22 protein-coding genes and 1 pseudogene are annotated in these 20,626 nt (G+C 38.5%); 2 read left to right on the forward strand and 21 right to left on the reverse strand.

Annotated features, from left to right (window positions below; all coding sequences use genetic code 11):
* Positions 1 to 76: 76 nt before the first annotated feature.
* The 3 genes from LKI_RS00730 to LKI_RS00740 all read right to left on the reverse strand — a co-directional run bounded on the left by LKI_RS00730 (position 77) and on the right by LKI_RS00740 (position 3,984).
* On the reverse strand, positions 77 to 1,408 hold the full coding sequence (locus tag LKI_RS00730) for a dihydrolipoyl dehydrogenase family protein (RefSeq protein ID WP_003643772.1): 1,332 nt from the start codon (positions 1,406 to 1,408) through the stop codon (positions 77 to 79).
* Positions 1,409 to 1,485: 77 nt separating this feature from the next.
* Positions 1,486 to 2,457, reverse strand: coding sequence for an ABC transporter ATP-binding protein (locus LKI_RS00735; RefSeq protein WP_013102204.1), 972 nt, complete (start codon positions 2,455 to 2,457; stop codon positions 1,486 to 1,488).
* A complete protein-coding gene (locus tag LKI_RS00740; RefSeq protein ID WP_002814535.1) occupies positions 2,458 to 3,984 on the reverse strand; it encodes an ABC transporter permease/substrate-binding protein in 1,527 nt (508 codons plus the stop codon).
* A 237-nt stretch (positions 3,985 to 4,221) separates the two neighbouring features.
* On the opposite strand from LKI_RS00740, the gene LKI_RS00745 reads away from it, so the two are divergent.
* The gene (locus LKI_RS00745; protein ID WP_011679766.1) at positions 4,222 to 4,668 is read left to right on the forward strand and encodes a ribonuclease H; all 447 of its coding nucleotides are present in this window, start codon (positions 4,222 to 4,224) and stop codon (positions 4,666 to 4,668) included.
* 171 nt (positions 4,669 to 4,839) lie between these two features.
* Here the strand turns inward: LKI_RS00745 and LKI_RS00750 are convergent, their stop codons facing one another.
* A complete protein-coding gene (locus tag LKI_RS00750) occupies positions 4,840 to 5,109 on the reverse strand; it encodes a hypothetical protein (RefSeq protein ID WP_223823384.1) in 270 nt (89 codons plus the stop codon).
* Between the two features lie 120 nt (positions 5,110 to 5,229).
* Between LKI_RS00750 and LKI_RS10705 the strand changes: the two are divergent.
* A pseudogene (locus LKI_RS10705) lies at positions 5,230 to 5,394 on the forward strand (helix-turn-helix domain-containing protein); the annotation flags it as partial.
* Here LKI_RS10705 and LKI_RS00755 read toward each other — a convergent pair.
* The 17 genes from LKI_RS00755 to LKI_RS00835 form a co-directional block, all read right to left on the reverse strand.
* Positions 5,373 to 6,080: an IS3 family transposase gene (locus tag LKI_RS00755; RefSeq protein WP_041773551.1), complete on the reverse strand. Its 708-nt coding sequence runs from the start codon at positions 6,078 to 6,080 to the stop codon at positions 5,373 to 5,375. The pseudogene LKI_RS10705 and the gene LKI_RS00755 overlap by 22 nt on opposite strands.
* 45 nt (positions 6,081 to 6,125) lie before the next feature.
* Positions 6,126 to 6,368, reverse strand: a complete 243-nt coding sequence (locus LKI_RS00760; RefSeq protein WP_004912700.1) for a transposase — start codon at positions 6,366 to 6,368, stop codon at positions 6,126 to 6,128.
* Between the two features lie 621 nt (positions 6,369 to 6,989).
* Positions 6,990 to 7,922, reverse strand: a complete 933-nt coding sequence (locus LKI_RS00765) for a phosphoglycerate dehydrogenase (protein ID WP_013102207.1) — start codon at positions 7,920 to 7,922, stop codon at positions 6,990 to 6,992.
* Positions 7,923 to 7,971: 49 nt separating this feature from the next.
* Positions 7,972 to 9,144 (reverse strand): pyridoxal phosphate-dependent aminotransferase, encoded by a 1,173-nt coding sequence (locus LKI_RS00770; protein WP_013102208.1) that lies wholly within the window; start codon positions 9,142 to 9,144, stop codon positions 7,972 to 7,974.
* 15 nt (positions 9,145 to 9,159) lie between these two features.
* A complete protein-coding gene (locus LKI_RS00775; RefSeq protein ID WP_013102209.1) occupies positions 9,160 to 10,173 on the reverse strand; it encodes a 5-oxoprolinase subunit C family protein in 1,014 nt (337 codons plus the stop codon).
* Entirely contained in the window at positions 10,170 to 10,886 is a 717-nt protein-coding gene (gene pxpB, locus LKI_RS00780; protein ID WP_013102210.1) for a 5-oxoprolinase subunit PxpB, read from the reverse strand. Before pxpB ends, LKI_RS00775 begins: the two co-directional genes overlap by 4 nt.
* 11 nt (positions 10,887 to 10,897) lie before the next feature.
* Positions 10,898 to 12,130: an NRAMP family divalent metal transporter gene (locus LKI_RS00785; RefSeq protein ID WP_013102211.1), complete on the reverse strand. Its 1,233-nt coding sequence runs from the start codon at positions 12,128 to 12,130 to the stop codon at positions 10,898 to 10,900.
* A gap of 12 nt (positions 12,131 to 12,142) precedes the next feature.
* Positions 12,143 to 12,898 (reverse strand): LamB/YcsF family protein, encoded by a 756-nt coding sequence (locus LKI_RS00790; protein ID WP_041773553.1) that lies wholly within the window; start codon positions 12,896 to 12,898, stop codon positions 12,143 to 12,145.
* A gap of 5 nt (positions 12,899 to 12,903) precedes the next feature.
* Positions 12,904 to 13,674, reverse strand: a complete 771-nt coding sequence (locus LKI_RS00795; RefSeq protein WP_013102213.1) for a putative hydro-lyase — start codon at positions 13,672 to 13,674, stop codon at positions 12,904 to 12,906.
* A gap of 12 nt (positions 13,675 to 13,686) precedes the next feature.
* Complete coding sequence (locus tag LKI_RS00800) at positions 13,687 to 15,027, reverse strand: acetyl-CoA carboxylase biotin carboxylase subunit (protein WP_013102214.1); 1,341 nt, start codon at positions 15,025 to 15,027, stop codon at positions 13,687 to 13,689.
* Positions 15,027 to 15,428 (reverse strand): acetyl-CoA carboxylase biotin carboxyl carrier protein, encoded by a 402-nt coding sequence (locus tag LKI_RS00805; RefSeq protein WP_011679739.1) that lies wholly within the window; start codon positions 15,426 to 15,428, stop codon positions 15,027 to 15,029. Before LKI_RS00805 ends, LKI_RS00800 begins: the two co-directional genes overlap by 1 nt.
* A 352-nt stretch (positions 15,429 to 15,780) precedes the next feature.
* Entirely contained in the window at positions 15,781 to 17,268 is a 1,488-nt protein-coding gene (mobP2, locus tag LKI_RS00810) for a MobP2 family relaxase (protein WP_013102215.1), read from the reverse strand.
* Complete coding sequence (locus tag LKI_RS00815) at positions 17,252 to 17,566, reverse strand: hypothetical protein (RefSeq protein WP_013102216.1); 315 nt, start codon at positions 17,564 to 17,566, stop codon at positions 17,252 to 17,254. The genes mobP2 and LKI_RS00815 overlap by 17 nt, the downstream gene beginning before the upstream one ends.
* Positions 17,556 to 18,269 carry a hypothetical protein gene (locus LKI_RS00820; protein WP_013102217.1) on the reverse strand — a complete coding sequence of 238 codons (714 nt, stop codon included), beginning with the start codon at positions 18,267 to 18,269 and terminating at the stop codon, positions 17,556 to 17,558. Before LKI_RS00820 ends, LKI_RS00815 begins: the two co-directional genes overlap by 11 nt.
* Positions 18,270 to 19,055 carry a DNA/RNA non-specific endonuclease gene (locus LKI_RS00825; RefSeq protein WP_013102218.1) on the reverse strand — a complete coding sequence of 262 codons (786 nt, stop codon included), beginning with the start codon at positions 19,053 to 19,055 and terminating at the stop codon, positions 18,270 to 18,272.
* A gap of 15 nt (positions 19,056 to 19,070) precedes the next feature.
* Positions 19,071 to 19,448 carry a hypothetical protein gene (locus LKI_RS00830; protein ID WP_013102219.1) on the reverse strand — a complete coding sequence of 126 codons (378 nt, stop codon included), beginning with the start codon at positions 19,446 to 19,448 and terminating at the stop codon, positions 19,071 to 19,073.
* 206 nt (positions 19,449 to 19,654) lie between these two features.
* On the reverse strand, positions 19,655 to 20,623 hold the full coding sequence (locus LKI_RS00835; RefSeq protein ID WP_013102220.1) for a hypothetical protein: 969 nt from the start codon (positions 20,621 to 20,623) through the stop codon (positions 19,655 to 19,657).
* Positions 20,624 to 20,626 lie beyond the last annotated feature (3 nt).

Genomic DNA, 20,626 nt, shown 5'->3' on the forward strand with positions numbered 1-20,626 from the left:
GTTTGTCAAAAAATACTTCATATGGGGTTTCATAGTTTAACACTTTGCGAGGACGTTGATTTAATTCAACCACACATTAATACAAATATTGTAAGTCACTAGCCGGCGTTGGGTAAGCCAATACCAACCGTTGTAAATCTGGTAAAGTCACGTGTTTTTCAATTAACAACGTGAAGTAGTTAATCATCTCGTCGGCAACATCACTTAGAAGGGTAGCACCCACAACCTGCCCACTCGCTTTAGCAACCACTACTTTAGCTTGGGCCTGTTGTGCGCCAAAGCGGTAATAAGTGAACCACTTCGTCATATCAAGTGTATTGACACGATACTCATCTGGATGCTCAGTCGCCGCGGCCGCGCTGATCCCGACTTGCGCTAACTTGGGCGCTGCAAAAACCTGCGTTGGCACAACGGGATACTTTATGGCTGCGCCGGGATGCGTCAACTCACCGACCAGATAACGCGCTTCAAAACCTGCAACTGGCGTTAACTTCGGTACCGGTGTATCGCTGACATCCCCAATGGCATAAATGTGCGGGTTGGCCGTCTGCAAATGATCGTTGACTTGAATCCCATGCCGATCAAAGGTAACGCCCACGTTGGCTAGACCTAACTGGTCCGCGTTCGGAATCCGTCCCGCTGAGCTGATGACCAGATCCGTTGTCAGCTCGAAATTATCAGCTGTCAATTGTAGACCGGTCGCCGTTTTAGTAATTGCTTGGACATCCGTATTCAAGTCAAACGTGATTCCATCAGCCGTCATTGCGGCCATCAAATCCTTAACCAAATCTGCATCAAAAGCTTTTAACGGGCGGTCATTATGATGAATCACGTGCACATCAGCGCCAGCGGCATTCGCAATCGTCGCCAATTCAAAGCCTACGTAGCCACCACCTACGAATGTCACGCGTTTAGGCATCTGGTCCAAATCTAAGAAGTCAGTGCTCGTCTTAAAGTATTCGTGCCCGGTAATCGGTAGAATCGCCGGACGCTGACCAGTGGCAATCACGTAATCAGTCGCACTGACTACTCGATCCCCGACCGCTAACTGATTGTCGGATTGAAAGTGCGCTTGACCATGTAACGTCGCAATATCTTGCCCCTTTAGTCCGTTCAACGTCCCATCGTTGATGCCATCCGTATAGCCTCGTTTATGCGCCATCAGTGCTGGCCAATCAATTTTGGGCGCACCAATCAGGCCCTGCCCTTGTAAATGTTGCGCTGCTTGTCGCGCTTCGACGGCGCTTAATAGGATTTTCTTAGGGTCACAACCGCGGTTAGGACAAGTGCCGCCCCACAGATCCGCTTCAACGATCAACACTGTCTTGCCCTGAGCCTTTAATCCGCTAGCCATGGCATTGCCGGCTGGTCCGCCACCAATCACAACAACATCGTACTGTTCCGCCATTCGAAATTCCTCCTTAAATTCATTAGCGACCATCAATTATCACAACCTAGTGTAACTAATTCATCCTTAATTGACGATTAAGATATTTCTTCATGTTGACTCAAGTAAGCCACGATTCGTTGGCTATCCAAATAGCCAACAACCCGATTTTCTTCCGTGACCGCCACATAATCGTGATCTGTCAATGCCGTAAAGGCGGTGCGTAACGTGGCTTGAACGTCTAACGATTGAATCCGACCACTCGCAACACTGGGTTTTTCTGTGAGATAACCCTGAATAAGCCCTACACGCCCAACGTAGACATCATAGACATTTTTAGCTCGGCTCGCGCCAAAGAAGTTCCGCACAAAGTCGTTCACTGGATGCTGAGCCAGAGCAGCCGGCGTATCGACTTGTATTAACTGACCGTGTTGCATGACACCGATCCGGTCACCCAACTTCAACGCCTCATTCATATCATGCGTCACGAAGACGATCGTGTTGTGATAGCGGGCGTGTAGCCGTAAGACCAAGTCTTGCAATTGTTGCCGCGAGATGGGGTCTAACGCACTAAATGGTTCATCCATCAAAACAATATCTGGTTGCGCCGCAATCGCCCGTAAGATACCGATGCGTTGCTGCTCACCACCGGATAATTCTGACGGCATCCGGTCACGGTATTCCTTTGGATCGAGGCCAACTTCCGCCAATAGCTCATCAATCGTTTGATTAATTTCCTTCTTAGCTGTCCCTTTCATTTCTGGAATCACGGCGATATTTTGCGCCACCGTCATCGTTGGGAACAAGGCAATTTGCTGTAAGACATACCCCATTTGCCACCGTAGACTTCGGACTGGTATCGTGGTTGTATCAGTACCATTAACTAGGATTTTACCAGCCGTCAATGGCTCTAAGCAGTTGATCATTTTAAGTGACGTCGTTTTGCCACTCCCAGAAGTCCCTACCAAAATAAATAGCTCACCCTGGTCAATCGTTAAATTAAGGTCGGGAATCACGGTCTGCCCATTAAAGTCTTTCTGGACGTGTTGAAATTCAATTGCCGTTGTCATTTAACGTCCCTCCTTCAATAAACCGTGCTTCACAAGATAGCGATGTGCAACCGTCGAAGCGGACTGCTTCTTAACATTGACTTCATAGTTCATTTCTTGCATATCAGTTTCTGAAATCTTTCCTGCTAACTTATTCAACGCTTTAACGACCTTAGGATGTTTGTTGGCAAAGCTCGTCTTCATCAACGGTGCCCCTTGATACGTTGGGAAGAAGTGCTTGTTATCCTTCAATAAGGCCAAGTGATACTGCCGTAATTCACTATCCGTCGCATAGGCATCTACCAAGTTGATTTTCCCCTTACTGATAGCTTCATAGCGTAGCGCCGGCTCCATCGACTTTGCAGTCACGTCTAACCCATAAGTCTTCTTGATTCCTTTTAAGCCATCATTACGATCAATAAACTCTAGGGTCATTCCGGGTTTCAGAATCGATTCAACTTGCGTTAAGTCGCTGATTGTCTTCAAATGATGTTCTTGTTGAAATTTCTTAGTCACTGCCAATGCGTACGTATTGTTATACTGCATCGGCTTCAAGTAAGTCATTTGTTCCTGTTTAGCGAGGCGCTGTTTGGCGAGCTGATAGGTCTGGTTAGCTGTTTGACCAGCTGGGTTATTCCCCTTACCTAAGGTCTCCAGCACCGAGCCAGTAAATTCAGGATAAATATCAACCTGATTATTCTTTAACGCGCTGAATAAGAACGTGGTCTTGCCAAAGTTAGGCTTGAGCGTCACATGAACATGCTCATCTTCAGCTTCAATCAGCTGCTTATACATATTAATCAAGATTTCTGGTTCAGAACCGAGTTTACCTGCAATCGTAATTGTTTCAACTCGATTGGCATAAACACTATAAGCCCCGCCACCACCTAGTAAAGCTAAAATACCGACAAAGACAATTAAGGCGTGGCGTGGTTTAGCCGTTTGAAACCACCGAACGAGCGCACTCAGCAGAATTGCTAACAATGCTGATGAGATAGCCCCAATCAATAATAACGAGGTATCATTACGGTCAATACCGAGCATGATAAAGGTCCCGAGACCCCCAGCACCAATCAAAGCGGCCAAAGTAGCCGTCCCAATAATTAAGACGAGCGCGGTCCGAATCCCAGAAATGATCTGTGGTAGGGCAATGGGTAGTTCAACTTTAAACAACTTACGCATTCGTGACATCCCAAAGGCATCGGCGGTCTCTTCAATTGAGGCGTCAATTTCTGAGATACCCAAATAAGTATTTTGAAAAATTGGCAGTAAAGCATAGATCACCAGCGCAATTACTGCTGGCACCGTTCCAATCCCAACTAACGGAATCAATAACCCTAACAGTGCCAAAGACGGAATCGTCTGTAAGACACTCGTGAGCTGTAATAATCCCTCGGCCCACCGTGGTCGTCGAACGACCCAAATAGCCAACGGAATCGCAATTACCATTGCGATGACTAATGATGCTAATGAAATCCCCAAGTGTTGCCATAGCGCAGTCAGCAAATCCCCGCGTCGATCTATAAACGTCTGTATTAATGTCTGCATGCTAACCTCCAGTGCTCACCTTTATTGCTTAATAACTTCTTAATTATCCATGTATTTAATCGTAGCATAATCCGCCAAAAATCATAGTAATACGCACCGGCAATTCACTAAATTTTGTAACTATTGTAGTTTCACATTAAAATTATTCATTAATTTAAAATGAAGCTGGCTAGTTTTTACAAGGCTATTAGATGAACCACTCAATGGATTATCATTACCACTAAGGAGGCCCCAACAATGGCTACGATTCATCTTTACCTTGCAAGTACCAACCACCAATCGACCAACATCACCGCAACAACCCCCGCTGCCTGGGTCGTCATTCTGAGATATGCTGACCATCAAAAGGCGCTAAACGACGGTGGCTACGGACATACCGAAACTTCACTGGCCTTGAGTGCTCTGACCACCGCACTCGCCACGTTGAAACGTCATGATTTACCCGTTCATATTCACACCACAACTGAACAAGTGGCGGCGGTTATTAGCGAACAACGTTATTTAAGCTGGCAGCAAAACAACTGGGACGTTCCCGAAGCCGACCAACCAGACCTACCCCAATGGCAAACGCTGATTCCCATTATCGAAGAATTTCCCAACCTCACCATCACCTACCACCCCGTGGACGATCCCGCGATGACCACCGCAACGACTACGCTAACGGCGGTGATGACGAAGCTATAAAATCGAACTCATTTCCTGTCAGTCATTTTGGACATAAATAAGCCGATCGTATACTTGACGGTCGGCTTATTTAGTTGAATTAATTTCTTCATAACTACTGTTACGATATCGCAACAAATTCTACATATAGCTTATTTCCAATTGAATTCATCCACAATGATTGACCAACAACTACAGGTCCCGCACATCTTCAGTATTAGATGTGAAATAATATTCATTGATAACTCGATACTTCCCTCTAGTTCTTTCAGCGATTTCTTCATAAATCGCATTAAAGTCACGTTCGAATGCATTCTCATCTTCATGCGTTTTAAATCCATTATATCTAAATTCATAACCATTATTGGTAAACAGCTCGCTATACTGACGATTTAAAACGTTTACCTTCGCCACTAGTCCTGAATCAGGATATAGCTCATCCGGGAGTCCATTTTTAATCAATTCATTATCCTCGTTATATACGGCGAATTTACAATTGAAATGCAACACAAAGTAAAAAAATAAACCCATACCGGGTAGAATATGTTTAACGACCAAATCAAACAATTCGAGGTATCCGGTATGAGCTATAAACATCTTACTATAAAAGAACGTGAAATACTTATGTTTTTACGAGCTAAGGGGTTATCTATCCGGGCTGTTGCGTTACGGCTGGGGCGAAATACAAGCACTATTTCACGGGAGTTAAAACGTTGTGCAGGTAATTATTCCCCAAGCAATATTGAATGAAACGCTTCCATACGGCCATTATCGTACGGATGGCCTTTGAGTGAATATGAATGTTTCAAGCCATAATTTTGGCATTTAATATTAAACTCAGCACTCGTGTATTGTGACCCCATGTCTGAATGAATAATGAGTGGCTTTCGATGCTTATCTAACGCCATCTGTAAGGCACTTGTGGCTAGCTCGGCTGTCATTGTATCGCCAATTTTATAGCCCAATACTTTTCTCTTCTCAGGATCCAAAACGGTCGCTAAATAGACCCATCTGTGATCAGTCAACTGAATATAAGTGATATCTGTTTGCCAAACACCGCTCAAATCATGCAAGTGTCTAATCAGATTGGGTTTTTGATCAACCGTCACAACAGTTTTGGGTTTGCGATAACGTTTTTGCATGCGGGATTTAATCCCTAATTCACGCATCAATTTGAGTGTCATATACTCAGATACTTTCGGCCCGTCGGTTTGTTGACTATAAGCAGCAATACGACGATAACCATAAAATTTAAAGGTTTTCCAAACGTCTAAAATATAAGGTTTCAGGGATTCTCTACGCTTTTCTTGTCGACTGGGCTGCTGCCAATGGCGCCAGTTGTAATAGGTACTAGGTTTGATTTTAAGTGCACTTAAAATACGCACAAGCGCGTAGCCTTGTGCTAAAAATTGATTAACTAGCGGCAATCCCACATTACGAACTATTTTTTGGCTAGTAAGATGGCCGCTCAATGCCTGTCAGGCTATGCGTGATAAAATTTCGTTTTCTTCCTCCAAAATAGCGAGGCGCTTCTCTAGTTGCTTGACGTCTTTTAAAGTCTTTGACTGACCCTTGATCATGATTGGGGTAGCTTGTTTAACCCAAATAGCAATAGAATCTTTTGATGGTCCAAATTCTTCTGCTAATGATTTGAGTGAACGGCCTTCTTGGTGAAGTTTAACCAATGAATCTTTGAAATCTTGTGAATAACGAATTGACATAAAAATACGCCTATACTTTCATTTTACGGACTGAATAAAAATAGTCCATTTTTTTAGTATAAGAGCAAGCTCAGCAGGAACGAAACTGAAGAGCTTTTTTTTTAACAACACAACTAATTTTCGAATCGTATATTTTCAGCCAACACTAGACTATTTGATAATAACTCTTTTCAAAATATAATCTAGCCTGCCTATGCTCAGAAGTCAATACATTGAACTATTTTTATTCAGCCATTGGTCTAAAACTCAAACGCTTGTGAAATTTTAAAAACCGAGCATTAAAATAAGGATTCCCAAGAGAAACGATTTTCTGACAATATAGAATTTAAATTATAGTTGGTGAAATATTGCTATTATACTTAATATGGAGTAGAGTATCTGAATCGTACTGTTTTAGTTACAAATAAAAATAAATAATCAGGATTTTGATCATTAATTGTTGAGTTGATAATTTGAGTTTCATTCGAATTCAATGTCCTTGAAAATTATACCAAAAGTTGAATCCTTACTTTTCACTCTTGAACTAAAAACATGAACGATTCTTTTTCACAGGTACTGCAGATTTTTTAATTAAGTTTTTGGTTTTAATTTTACAATATGTTTTTTGCATCTAAACTAGGACTAATTATTTACTTGATGTTTTGGTTGACTTCCATTTAATACTCGTGTGATTTCTTTAGCTGCTTCGAGGGCAACGTTTTCTTTTGCTTCTCGCGATTGTCCTGCAACATGTGGGGTAAGAAATACATTAGGCAGACTATACAATGGATTTTGTGCACTCACAGGCTCATTTTCAGTAACGTCCAAGCCTGCTCCAAAAATTTGATTATTTATTAACGCACTATATAATGCATCTTCATCAATGAGCTGACCACGTCCGACATTGATCAAGACGGCATTTCTTTTCATTAGTTTTAACGTAGCAGAGTTAATCATGTGTGTTGTTTCATGTGTTGCAGGTAATGCTAAAACAATATAATCTGCTTTTTTGTATATTTCAACTAATGAGGCCATTTCACCATTGTTTATTACGTATTTATGTCTCGCATTTACAAGAATTTTTACATTGAAACCGCTTAAAAGACGAGCGATTTTCCGCCCAATGTTACCATACCCAATAATTCCAACAATTTTGTGAGATAGTTCGTATCCAAAACTATTACCTGTTGAAAGAGCTAAACTTTTGGTATTAGAATTGATTAGTTTTGAGGCAAATTGACGTCCGGACATTAATAAAAACATCAAAGCAGTCTCGGCCACTGAGCTAGCATTTGCACCAGGTGTGTTTGTGACAACGATTCCACGCTGAGTTGCAGCACTAAGACTGACATTATCATAACCAACTCCATGCCTCGCTATAATTTTCAAATTTGGCATTTTATTCATTGTATTATCATCAAATTTAATTGGCATTAATAATACTGCTTCAACCTCAGGATTCTCATCAAAACAATTATCAGTTTCTTGATTATTTTCAAGCACTTGAAATCCCTGCTGTATTAAAAAGGTTTTGGCTATTTCATCTACCTGCGAAGCCACTAAAACTTTTTTCATTTTTTCTTCCACTCAATTTATAAACCTTGATGGTTTTAATAATTTATCTTTAGTTAAAAAAGTGTTTTAATCGTTTAACCGCTTCAATTAATTCGGCTTCTGATTTGGCATAACTTAATCGAAGGTAACCGGGCATTCCAAATCCCTCACCCGAAGGAATAGCTAGTTTTTCCTCAGATAGCAGTGCCATTGAGATTTCGTTGGTATTTTTAAAATTATTCTTTTTCATAAATTTACTATCAATTTTGAAAAAAATATAAAATGATCCAGATGGTTTAAAAGGTATGCTGATATTATCAATTTCAGACAAATCCCTATACAAAAAATTTAGTCTACTTTCAAACGATTTTCTCATTGTTTCGACACTTTTTTGTTGCCCGTTCAATGCTTCAATTGCTGCATACTGTGCTACTACAGTTGGATTTGAGGTCAAGTGTCCTAATATTTTAGTCATTGCATGCGTTATAGAAACATCAGCAATTGCCCAACCAATACGCCATCCAGTCATCGCATATGCTTTAGAAACGCCATTAATAATAATCATTTTACTGTTTACAAGAGATTCTAGTGACAATCCAGAATGAAATACTGTGTCGCCATAAACTAATTTGCCATAAATTTCATCTAGAATTAGATATACGTCATTAGTCTTTGTCCACAAAATAATTGATTCTAATTCATTCTTTGAGTAAACAGCGCCACTTGGGTTGTTGGGTGTATTTAGTATAACTACTTTAGGCTTGTCTTCTAATTTGTTAAGATCATCTATTGTTAACTTGAATTGTGGATCAGAAGAAACAATAGCTTTAAAAGATCCCCCGGCTAATTTGACCTGTTCTGAATAGCTAACCCAAAAAGGGGCAGAAGTTATAACTAGGTCTCCGGGATCAACTAATATTTGCATCAATGCATACAGGGCAAGTTTTGCGCCAGTCGTAATCACAACTTGATCGGTTAATAAGGAAACATTGTAATCTCTTTTTGCTGCAGCGACCACAGCATTTTTGAGTTCAACTAATCCATTTGTAGCTGTATAGGAATCAGTCAGGTGATCTTTGATAGCAATCCGTGCCGCTCTGCCAATATTGTCAGGTGTATTAAAATCTGGCTCACCTTGACTTAAATTAACGACATCAATGCCATCAGCAATCATGTCCTTAGCTTTTTTCCCCATTGCCAACGTTGGAGACGCTTCTAAACTGTCGACTCGTTTTGCTAACATTCTTTCATGTCCTTTCTAAAACAAACATTTGATTTTATTCGCCATAGTTCGAGTATGTAATAAAATTTCCCATGGCTTCGATTTATAGATACCTTCTACTACCTCAGCTCTGTCCGCTGAAGCCAACCAAGCATCATTTAATGACACCTTTTCAAAATGTATTGGTTTATGTTGTGGCCATTGCGCAAGTGTACTTAAATCACTAATGATAACCTTAGCAATGACAGGATATCCTCCATGAGTAGCGCGATCCGCTAATAAAACAATTGGTTGCCCGTCGCGAGATATTTGAATTGCGCCATTCATATTGGCTTCTGACAATAAATTTTCTGGTTTAAAAATAATCATTGGCCCTTCTATGCGGTATCCCATACGGTCAATATGCTTGCCTAAGTGAAATGGTTTGTTTAATAGTTTTTGCCATTCATCCTCCGAAAACCAGTCATATTCAGGACCGGGCACAATTCGAATTTTCTTTGTCTTAATTAAACTAATTAGGTTTAATGGCATTTTTGGTAATAGCTTCACAGTATTGTAATTAAAAGCCTGAGACGCGTCTAAAATATTCAATACATCACCACTTTTTAATCTTTTTCCATTAAAACCACCCAAATTAACGGCCAAAGTAGTCGCATGCGATCCCATAACTTTTGGCACCTGAATACCACCAGCAACACTCAAATATACAAATCGTCCTTCTATAATTTGCGTAAAGTCCAATACGTCATTTTCATTGACTAAAATTGGAATATCCTGACTCACCGTAGCATCATTTAGCTTTGCATTTACACGTGCACCAGTTATAGCTACAATAGTGCTACTCGAAAATTTTACCTTACCTCCAGTTACGCCAAACTCAATACTAGCAGGTTTATCTGTCGATTTATTACCCACAAGTGCGTTACCAATCTGATAAGAAAAAATGTCCATAACGCCAGAATTCAAAAACCCTTCACCCTGGTGACCTATTCTACCATCATCTTGAACCGTCGCTAGCATTCCAGGTGTTATGATTTTTATAGTATTCATAGCGTTTTCTCCTTAGAAACAAAATCATCAAAATGCGTACCTTTCAATTTTTGGAATTCAAGCTTATCTATTGCATAAAACTTCATCCTGTCTCCAGCATGAAGTTTTATTTCAGGTCGATTCGAATCAAACATAACTAATGGTGTTTGACCAATAATCTGCCAACCGCCCGGAGAGTCAACAGGATAATATCCTGTTTGTTCCCCACCAATAGCAATAGAACCAGCAGGAATTCTTAGTCTTGGTGTATTTTTACGAGGTGTATGAAGCTTTGCATCTAAGCCACCAAGATATGCAAAACCGGGTAAAAATCCTAACATATAAATTCTATATGCTTGTGCCGTATGAAGATGAATTACTTCTGCTATAGATAACCCATGATATTTAGCAACCTCTAGCAAATCTAATCCCACTTCATCATTATAAAGTACAGGTATATCATAGTGTCTTCCTTTTTTATCAACTATTTCACCATCCATTTTGTTTAATTGCTTTTCTAAAAAATGCTTAAATGATGCAATATCTATAACAAGTGGATCAAAAACAAATGTAACTTCTCGATAAGCGGGTATAATATCCACCAACCCATTTATATGTTGCCTCTCTACTAATTTAGCTATCGATAGTACTTGATTGCTAATTTTTTCTGAAACAACATTTTCAAATACAACGTTAATACTTGTGTCACCAGAAAAAATAACTTTTGAATTCATTTAGACCCCTTTTATAATGTATGAATGAGCGTTTCGATGCCAGCAAATGCCATGAATAGGACCACAATCCAGCCAAAAATGCTTAGTAGTATGGGATGCTTATAATCAGTACCCATAATTTTGTTTTTATATGCCCCAATCAATAAAATGGCCAAAGCAATAGGTAAAATTAGCCCATTAATCGCACCAACTACAACTAAAATTTGAGCGGGCTTACCTACAATGTAAAATACTAAGGTTGAAACAGCAATGAAACCAATGACAAGGTATGGACGGTACTTTTGAAATTTTACGGCACCCTCAGGAGAGTGTGAATAATTCATAAATGACACTGATGTGAATGTCGATCCGAGAATGGAGGTCATGCCAGCAGCGAACAACAGTAAACCAAAGAACTTATAACCAAAGTTTCCAGCTGCAATTTTAAAAATATCAGCTGCTGGATTCAAGGGATCTAACTTATGACCAGCCATTACGACTGCCAGCCCGGCTAAAAATAACATGACACGAATTACTGATGCAATTCCAATTCCTGAAAGCGCGCCCTCATTGACGTATTTCAATCCTTTTTGTCCATGCACTCCACCCTCTAACAAACGGTGACCACCTGCGAAAGAAATGTAGCCCCCTACTGTACCACCAACAATAGTTACTATCGAATAAAAATCTATATTACTTGGTAAAAAGGTATGTTTGATTGCTGAACTAACAGGGACAGTAGTAACAGACAAAATATAAATTAAAACTGCAATTTTTACGACAGCTAGCACTTGTACTGTGCGATCCATTACTAGCAATGCATTTCTGACAACAAATACAATTATTGCCAAAACAGCAGCAATGACAGCTCCGTTTTCGGCTGATATACCAAACAAAACATTTAAACCAAGTCCTGCTCCAGCAACATTTCCAATATTAAAAAAGAAACCACCGACCACAATTAAAAAAGTTAAAAAGTAGCCTAATCCAGGGAAAATATCATTAGCAATTTGTTGCGCATGTTTTCCAGATACAGTAATAATTCTCCAAATATTCATTTGCACAACAATGTCAATCAAAATTGTTATTAAAATTGCGAACCCAAAGCTCGGTCCTAATTGACTTGTAAAGGTCGCTGTTTGTGTTAAAAATCCTGGGCCAACAGCAGCCATTGCCATGACAAATGCTGCTCCCATCGCAACAGAACGTGCGCTTCTTTTATTAATTGACAACTCTGCGTTGCTTTTTATTTTGTTTTGATGCATATTTTTATCCTCTTAACAGATTTTATTGGTCACTATAACTTGATTCTCAAGAAGCAGTTTTTTAATCTCTATGGCCAAGTCCACAGCAGAATGGTTGTCACCATGAACACAAATAGAATCCACTGCTAGAGGCACAACCTCCCCGGTAACAGACACGACGGATTTTTTTTCCACCATTTCAAGGGCTCGCTGAGCAGCTTCCGCTGGATTTGAAATAACGGCGTTTGGCTGAGACCGTGGAACAAGAGACCCATCAGATTGGTAATTTCTATCAGCAAATACTTCTTGAGCGAACTTCATATTGGCATTTTGTGCTGCTTTAATTAATTCACTGTTGGCCAATCCATATACAATTGTTTGCGGATCAACTAACTTAATTCCAGTAATTACAGCATCAGCTATTAGTCGATCTTTCGCTGCCATATTGTATAAAGCGCCATGAGCTTTAACGTGATGCAATTTGTGATCAGGGGTGAAAGCAGACAGGGCGCCAACTTGGTAAGCCACTATATCTGTGATCTCTGATGTATTCATCTCAATTTTACGTCGACCAAAACCCTGTAAATCTGGAAAGCCTGGATGAGCTCCAATTGCAACACCTTTGTCAAGTGCTAGTTGAACAGTCTGAGCCATAATTGACGCATCACCAGCGTGAAATCCACAAGCAACATTTGCAGAAGTAACTTGCTGTAAAATTTCGCTGTCTAGGCCAATTTTGTAATTTCCAAAACTTTCTCCTAAATCTGAGTTAAAATCCACTTTTATCATTTTATTCACACGCTAAGTTCCTTATTTGATATATTAGTAATCAACATGTGTCCTGGTGAATGTGTAATGGCAAATTTTGGTTTCGAAGCCATTACTGCTGCTTGTGGCGTTACACCACATGCCCAAAACACAGGTATTTCATTTTCATTAATGGTAACCGCGTCACCATAATCTGGATTGGCAAGATCATATATACCAATTTCTGCTGGATTTCCAATCTGAATTGGAGCACCATGAACGCCTGGCAACCGATTCGTTACATTAACCGCTGTAGCTATTTGACTACTTTTTATAGGCCTCATGCTTACAACCATATTCCCCGAAAATTTACCCGCTTGCTTTAAGGGAATATTTGTATTGAACATTGGCACATTTGCTTTTTCAGTAATGTGACGAATTTCGATGCCCGCATCGACTAGTAAATCTTCAAAGGAAAAACTACATCCTATCAAAAAACTAACCAAATCTTCACGCCAAAAGTCTACAACGGACAAATATTCGTCAACCATTTTGCCATTTCGATAAATACGATATTTTGGAAAATCTGTAGCAACATCAATGTCATTCCCTAATGTTTGCAACTCTCTGCTCCCTACTTCTGTGACTTCCAGGATGGGAATAGGTTTAGGATTACGCTGAGCAAATAATAGAAAGTCGTATGCATCTTCCCAAGGAAGAACAATTAAATTTGTTTGAGCATATCCTGGGCACATCCCAGCAGTTGGCTTTTGATATTCGTTATTTCTCACTTTTTTTCTAAATTCTGTTGGTGTCATTTTAAAAATTTCCTATTCTTTCATTTGAAAATCCAACCAGTCAATGTCTGTTTTATTCTTATCTGACATGTAGTCGGGGTGAATAATAATTCTCATCAACAAATCTAAATTTGTTTCCACACCTAATATAACTGTCTCTTCTATCGCTATCTGCAATCTTTTTAATGTCTCATGCCGAGTCATGCCAGTTGCAATAATTTTTACAATCATCGCGTCATAATATGGAGGTACTTTATATCCTTGATACACAGCCGTTTCAATTCTAATTCCTAATCCGGTGGGCAAATGTAATCCAGTAATTGTGCCTGCGGATAGAGCGGACACGCGTGCCTCAATAGCAAAATTGTTTTTTGAGCCAATTGAAATGTCATTTATAGTTCGACCACTTGCTAATTGAATTTGAGCTGATACAATATCGATTCCTGAAACTTCTTCAGAAATAGCATGCTCAACTTGAATTCTTGTATTCATTTCCATGAAATAAAATTTGCCAGGACCCTGATATAAAAATTCAAAAGTGCCTGCACTTCGATAAGCCATTCTTTTTACAGCATTTAGAGAAACTGCTAACATTTTTTTTCGTGTCGTTTCATCCAGTAAATGACTAGGAGCTTCTTCGATTACTTTTTGGTGGTGACTTTGAATCGTACAGTCCCGTTCCCCCAAAACTATGGCATTGCCTAAACCGTCACCTAGGATTTGTACTTCAATATGACGCGGTTTAGAAACAAATTTCTCAAGATACATCCGTGGATCACCAACTGACGCCATGATTTCACTCTGGGCTACCTCAAAAAGCGATTTAAAACTGTCTTGATTTGATACTAGACGCATACCTTTTCCGCCACCACCAGCTACTGACTTTAGCATAACTGGATATCCAATTTTTTTTGCCTGTTTAAAACCAATATCAACATCTTCAAAAAAACTATCACTACCTGAAACAATAGGGACTCCAGCCTCTGACATAAATTGCCTAGCTTTTTCTTTATCACCCATTTGTGCGATAACTTCACTAGTTGGACCAATAAAGACGATTCCCATTTCTTCAACCTGCTTGGCAAAATTAGGATTTTCTGACAAAAAACCATATCCTGGATGAATCGCATCTGCATGTGTGATCTCAGCCGCTGCTAAAATTGCTTTTTGATTCAAATAACTATCTGCAACATTAGACGGACCGATTTGTACTGATTCATCCGCCATTGCTACATGTAATGAGTCTTTGTCTGCTGACGAATATACCGCAACGGTTTGAAATCCTAACATTTTGACAGCACGAATTATTCTAACAGCTATTTCTCCTCGATTTGCAATTAAAACTTTGAAATTGTCTACAAATTTTTCACCCATTACGATAACCTAAACAACTTTTGACCGTATTCAATTGATTCACCGTCTGAAACTAAAATTTCAGCTATTAAACCATCCTTGTTTGCTAAAACATCAGTCATCATTTTCATAGCTTCAACAATACCTACAACTGTTGACTTTGTTACTTTTTGTCCAACAGAAATAAACGGTGTTGACTCTGGGTCAGATGAAACATAGAAAGTTCCGACCGTAGGCGATGTAATATACTCACTAGTAGGTACTTGTTTTTCTGTCTCTGACTCAGCATTCACACCGCTTTGAAAATTGCTAAGAATATTTTTTGAAACACTAATTTTAGAGTCACCATTCCTAAAAGAAATATGGGTCAAGTTATTTTCATTTAAAATTTTCACAATGTAATTAATATCTTCTAGTTTCATCGAATACAACCCTCCTTATGATATGATTAGAATTTATCACAAATTATTATAGTATTCACATTTCCTGTTAGATAATCTAACATAGATTGACCTTTTTTATATTTTTTTGAAATACGAAATTGTACTCAAATAATCGCTACGGACTTTTAATGTCTTATAAAAAAGCTAATTAATATATAGAATAAATTATTTATTTATTTTAATTTTGTTATTAATTAATCTAAAATGAAAAATTTTTAAAAGGGTGCGAGATATTGTCATTACATTATTTATCGAGGGTAAACTATTATAATGCTTTTATCTGTAATTTTCACAGATGCTAAAAAACCATTTGACAAGAAAATTTTTCTCCTTACAATCTTCTGGATATTTCTGACTCGTATTCTTCGTTAGCCTTTTCTTGTTCAACTTTTTTTTGATTTCTTAAGAATTGACGTTCTGCATTTGTCTCAGCACGGATGTCCTGCCGCCACAAACGACTAATTTTATTAAACGAGCCACCCCGCACTGGCATCTGATCACCTATGTGCTTCTTTGTTATATTTGGGTTGACATTGTCGAACCACGGCTTGGGGGTCAATTTTATTTCCTCAGGGCTAGATGCAATTTTAGTTTTGTCTGTGATGCCGCCTTTGTCGCGCTTTTTTACATTGCTTAGTAGCTCAGACATTTGTTGGTCAATATCATTTAGTGAGGTATCTTCAATTTGTGCTAAATGTTTGTAGAGTTGATTCGCTAAGCGTTTCCTTAATTCCTCTTCCTTATTCTCAGACCATTTGAGTTGTCCCTTATGCATCACGCCCTGGTCTTCAATATTAATGGCGTCGTATTCTTGTGCCAGCGACTTAAAACCCTCATATTCAGGTTTAAGCTCTTCGGCAAACAAATCATCTATTAGTTGATCGGTTAATTGATTTGCTTTTGCCATCCTGCCTTTTCCAGCTGTTAAATGAGCATTACCAACCTGCCACCGCCCTTTCATGTTTTGAGGTAAAGCATCGTAAATTTGTTTGATGGCTTTAGCATGACGATCATTTAATAGGTTGTCTAGCGCTGCCTCCACAATTTCTTTTTTAAAGCCACCAACACCTTTTAATATTTCCTGATGCCGTCTTAGTTCCTGTGATGACATTAATTGTTTTCTAAACTGTCGTTTGGCTTGTTCAATCACTTCCAGAGGTATAACACCTATTGGCTGCCCTTTATACTTACCTTCTTGTTTGATCATCTCAGGACGCGTTTCTTGGCTTTTTTTAGCAAACCACAGATGCATGTTTAGGTGGTCAGTATCCTGATGAATCACACCAAACCAAACAATGTCATTTTCATCTTCTCCCAAAGGTAAATTAAATCCTTTGTTAATTAGCGTCTTAGCAACCTCTTGTTCTGCATGCTTCAATTTATTTTGGTCTATCATACGAGTTTCGGGATCATAGAGATTGTTTTTAACTAACCAATCGCCTCTGATTGAAAAAGCGAGTTCATGGATATTATTGCCATTTTTTTGAGTCTCATCCAAGTCTTTTCTCAATACAGAAATATCGTGATTATCATAATTTAGTTTATCGCTACCAAATATTGGATGCGTTTCTGTTACCGCAGAATTGCGGTTAGCATAGCCAGGCTTGCTAAATTGTTCCTTTAAGTCAATTAAATCGTTCATGGACTCATTATTAAGATCGTTTGTCTTTTCCGAATTATTAGCGTAGTCAACTAAATCTGAGAAATTTTGTCCCTTTATATCTGCTGTACTAGACGTGACAAACTGCGCGGGTAGATTAACCATTGCTGTCTTTTTTTCACCCAGTGCAAAGGCGGCAATTTTACCAGTCTTCGCCATTTTGCAATTCCTCCATAATCTCTTCTAAACTATCAAACTCTTGTTGGTAGTCAATCGTCAAACGGCGAGCCGTTCTGGAAGACATGTTTAACATCTGACCAATTTGCATGTAGGATTGTTGATAGTTATTAAACAGAATTAAACTTATCTGAGCCAAATAGTACGTACGATTATCGCGTTCATGTTGACTGTCAGCCATCTCACTAACTTGAGTAGGATGGTGCCAATTGAATTCATCAAGTTGTTCTAAATACTTTGTTAATTGTGCTTTTCTTTCACTATGCTTTTTAGTCATCATCTAATTGGCCTCCTGTCTGATGATATTTTTTGATTAGCTGCTTATCGCGACTCCGAATTTTTTTATATTCTTCATAAGATTGTGCCAATTCATTGTTTGGATTGAGTTCTGTTGGTGTACCAAATTGTTGGAACTCTGTGGGATTAATGGGGTTGATGGCATATTTAACAAAATCATTTTCTAAATTAATGCCTTCTGGAATATATTCAAGTTGACGTTGCTGCATGGTTAAAAGAAAACCTAATAAATTCTCTACATTTGCCAATTGCGCAGTCAATTTTGAATCACTTTTTGTGGAGTTGGCATCATTTACCTTCTGGGCTAGTTCCGAGTAATTGAGACGAGCATTTTTAGCATTAATGGCAATATTTTCTACGAAGAAGTGCAAAGCAAACTTATAGACACTACTTCGACTAAACTTCACATTAAGAGCATTTGGGTGTCTTTCTATCCAATGCTTCATTTGTTGAAAATACCATTCTTCATCTCGTGAATTTTTAATTCCAATCATTGTTGGTCTTTCATCAAAAGTTGATTGATTGATGTCAAATTCATTTAACAAATTTTCAATAAGCTCTAGTTCTGATTTAACCTCTAAAGGAATATCTTCGGGTAGCGTTGTGTCATATTTTTTATTCAAAACATTTCTTCTTTTGATGAGTGCCTTCATTTGCCTTGTTTTGAATTCTATTGCATCTTTCACTTATTCACTCCTTTCTGCATTACCGTTTAGGTAGTTGATTGTCCAGTTATCTTGAACGTTAAAAACATAGATATTAAATTTCAAAGTATTGTCATTTGACTGTGCCATCATATGAACACCACGGGGTACTAACTCAACATTTTTGTAAATTGGTTTGACCTGATAACGCACATAATTATTTTTTGACTGATGCAAATAATCAGCAATTTCAGTTTCATAAGTCACCATACTTTTTGCATTCGCTCGACTATCTGCATTTAATTGTCGTGTCCCTGTAATCAAATTTTTGGCTTCATTGTTTAGACCAGTAAATTGATACCCAATCAGATGACTACGGTTGTATAACCAGTCTGTAGTATTTGTTCCAGTTTTAATGGCATGGTATCCTGGCGTTTTAATTGTTAATCGTTCACGCGCTTTATACTTTTGAGAGGGCGGCATCAATTTTTGGTTAAGCGATGCATTAGCAACTTGTGGTCTGCCTAACCAATCTAATGACGAAAGTTTTTGCCAGCTACCCTCTTTTATTTGTAAATCATCCTGACTAAATGTTGGTTGGTTATGATTGATTTCAACAACTGTTTGCCCAGTATATTTCAAATTAACAAGCTCATCATTTTGTGTTGGAGAGTTACTTTGTTTATCAATATTAATCAGTTGTGATTGCGAACCTAGTGCTACAATTCTTTGCAAAATCGATACACGATTTAAATACACAATACCTATCAATATGACAATGCCTAATAGGATTCTTCTCGCAAACCGACCGCGTTTATAATTTTTCATTTGAACCTCTTCTGCTTATTCAAACTCATCAAAGTCAAGCGACTTTGGCAAATTTTTTTCCTGAGGGCGAGCGTTTTTTTGAATTCGTTCTACCTCATCATTTAAGTCTGGAAAATACATTTCAAGTCTTGCTAGAATTGTTTTAAACATTTCACCTATCGCAATTGTATTGTCATTTAATCCGTGCACAACGTTATTGTTAGCCATGATTAAATCGTCGAGATACGTATGCAATACTTTGGCTGCGCTATCTTCTTCAAGTCGCTGGGCATAGTGTTCAATTTGTTCACGAATCAATTGACTTGACGAGACATTTTCTTTTGATGCCTGTGCTTCAATGATTTTCAAAGCATGTTCATCGATGTTTTTAATTGTTTTTGTTATACCTTTCATACAACCTCCATAAAATATTTAATTAATTGGGAACAGGTTAAGGGGAAAGGAAAACCTTGTGGTTTTAATCCCGCCGTGCGGGCCTTTCAAGGGATTACCTCAATGAATTACAGTTAAACCATTTTTTAACCTACGTTTAACCCTTTTTTAACCTATATTTGATTGAAAAAAATAGCCCATTAGGGAATTTTTTGAACTATTTGTCATTACAAATCTGTTGCTTTTGGTAACAATGATTTGCCATCTTCAACGTGCTTTTTCGTCTTTTGATATTGAGTAATATTTGTCTTAGCACGTTGAATATTTTTTTGTGCATCACTAATTTGTGTTCGTATTTGTGTAATGGCATCACGCGCATTATCAATGCTAGTTTGTGTATCTGAGTCATCAGACTGGGCGAGTATTTTTTGGTACTTTTTGATGGAAGATTGTTGTTGATCAATTGCTTTTTGATATTCAACAATCGCGTTTGTATTCTTGGAAATCAGTTTTTGTTGTGCCGCTATTTTAGCTTCACTTTCGCTAAATTCAAGTTCCTTTTGGTTGGCAAATGTTAGCGTATTTGATTTAGATACTTTGTCACGATTGATGATGAATTTGCCACTTGCCGTATTTGTATCTGTTGCCGTTTTCTTCGTACTTGAGCTTTCAGCACTAACACTACTTGGCGCTTCGACTGTGGCAGTATTGATACTTTTATCATGAGCTGTTAAAGTCACAGCATTGAAGTTTTGACTCAGGTTTTTAAATTGAACCACGACTGTATTATTTGAAGTTGGCACGACACGCCCAGTAACTTGATTGCCACCATGATCGGTCATAGCAGTGAATTTAATTTTGCTAATATCAACCAAATCTTGGTCAGAAACAGCTCCGTCAGAGATTGTATAATGCAGTTCCAAAACACCATTATTTTTATTAAAAACACTTTTTGTTAGACTAGCGGTTTTGTTCAAAGTGCCAAATGACACTGGCGTATTTAACTCCGTACTAGGCAAATTTGAAGGTCGAGGTGTTATGTTAACCATCACGGTTGTACTAAAAGCTATCAGAATAAATAGGCTAAATATGGCAATTAAATTGCGCCGTTGATGTTCCAAAAACCAAGTGCCAAAGCGACTAAATCTTTGAAAGATATTTCTAAATTTATCAGCTATTGTGATTATTGCAGTCATTGT

This window comes from Leuconostoc kimchii IMSNU 11154 (assembly GCF_000092505.1).
GTDB classification, from domain to species: Bacteria; Bacillota; Bacilli; order Lactobacillales; family Lactobacillaceae; genus Leuconostoc; species Leuconostoc kimchii.

Excerpts from the sequence above, each read along its gene's own strand:
- LKI_RS00730 (WP_003643772.1), bottom strand. The coding sequence starts at position 1,408 with ATGGCGGAACAGTACGATGTTGTTGTGATTGGTGGCGGACCAGCCGGC.
- LKI_RS00735 (WP_013102204.1), bottom strand. The coding sequence starts at position 2,457 with ATGACAACGGCAATTGAATTTCAACACGTCCAGAAAGACTTTAATGGG.
- LKI_RS00740 (WP_002814535.1), bottom strand. The coding sequence starts at position 3,984 with ATGCAGACATTAATACAGACGTTTATAGATCGACGCGGGGATTTGCTG.
- LKI_RS00745 (WP_011679766.1), top strand. The coding sequence starts at position 4,222 with ATGGCTACGATTCATCTTTACCTTGCAAGTACCAACCACCAATCGACC.
- LKI_RS00760 (WP_004912700.1), bottom strand. The coding sequence starts at position 6,368 with ATGTCAATTCGTTATTCACAAGATTTCAAAGATTCATTGGTTAAACTT.
- LKI_RS00765 (WP_013102207.1), bottom strand. The coding sequence starts at position 7,922 with ATGAAAAAAGTTTTAGTGGCTTCGCAGGTAGATGAAATAGCCAAAACC.
- LKI_RS00770 (WP_013102208.1), bottom strand. The coding sequence starts at position 9,144 with ATGTTAGCAAAACGAGTCGACAGTTTAGAAGCGTCTCCAACGTTGGCA.
- LKI_RS00775 (WP_013102209.1), bottom strand. The coding sequence starts at position 10,173 with ATGAATACTATAAAAATCATAACACCTGGAATGCTAGCGACGGTTCAA.
- pxpB (WP_013102210.1), bottom strand. The coding sequence starts at position 10,886 with ATGAATTCAAAAGTTATTTTTTCTGGTGACACAAGTATTAACGTTGTA.
- LKI_RS00785 (WP_013102211.1), bottom strand. The coding sequence starts at position 12,130 with ATGCATCAAAACAAAATAAAAAGCAACGCAGAGTTGTCAATTAATAAA.
- LKI_RS00790 (WP_041773553.1), bottom strand. The coding sequence starts at position 12,898 with ATGATAAAAGTGGATTTTAACTCAGATTTAGGAGAAAGTTTTGGAAAT.
- LKI_RS00795 (WP_013102213.1), bottom strand. The coding sequence starts at position 13,674 with ATGACACCAACAGAATTTAGAAAAAAAGTGAGAAATAACGAATATCAA.
- LKI_RS00800 (WP_013102214.1), bottom strand. The coding sequence starts at position 15,027 with ATGGGTGAAAAATTTGTAGACAATTTCAAAGTTTTAATTGCAAATCGA.
- LKI_RS00805 (WP_011679739.1), bottom strand. The coding sequence starts at position 15,428 with ATGAAACTAGAAGATATTAATTACATTGTGAAAATTTTAAATGAAAAT.
- mobP2 (WP_013102215.1), bottom strand. The coding sequence starts at position 17,268 with ATGGCGAAGACTGGTAAAATTGCCGCCTTTGCACTGGGTGAAAAAAAG.
- LKI_RS00815 (WP_013102216.1), bottom strand. The coding sequence starts at position 17,566 with ATGATGACTAAAAAGCATAGTGAAAGAAAAGCACAATTAACAAAGTAT.
- LKI_RS00825 (WP_013102218.1), bottom strand. The coding sequence starts at position 19,055 with ATGAAAAATTATAAACGCGGTCGGTTTGCGAGAAGAATCCTATTAGGC.
- LKI_RS00830 (WP_013102219.1), bottom strand. The coding sequence starts at position 19,448 with ATGAAAGGTATAACAAAAACAATTAAAAACATCGATGAACATGCTTTG.
- LKI_RS00835 (WP_013102220.1), bottom strand. The coding sequence starts at position 20,623 with ATGACTGCAATAATCACAATAGCTGATAAATTTAGAAATATCTTTCAA.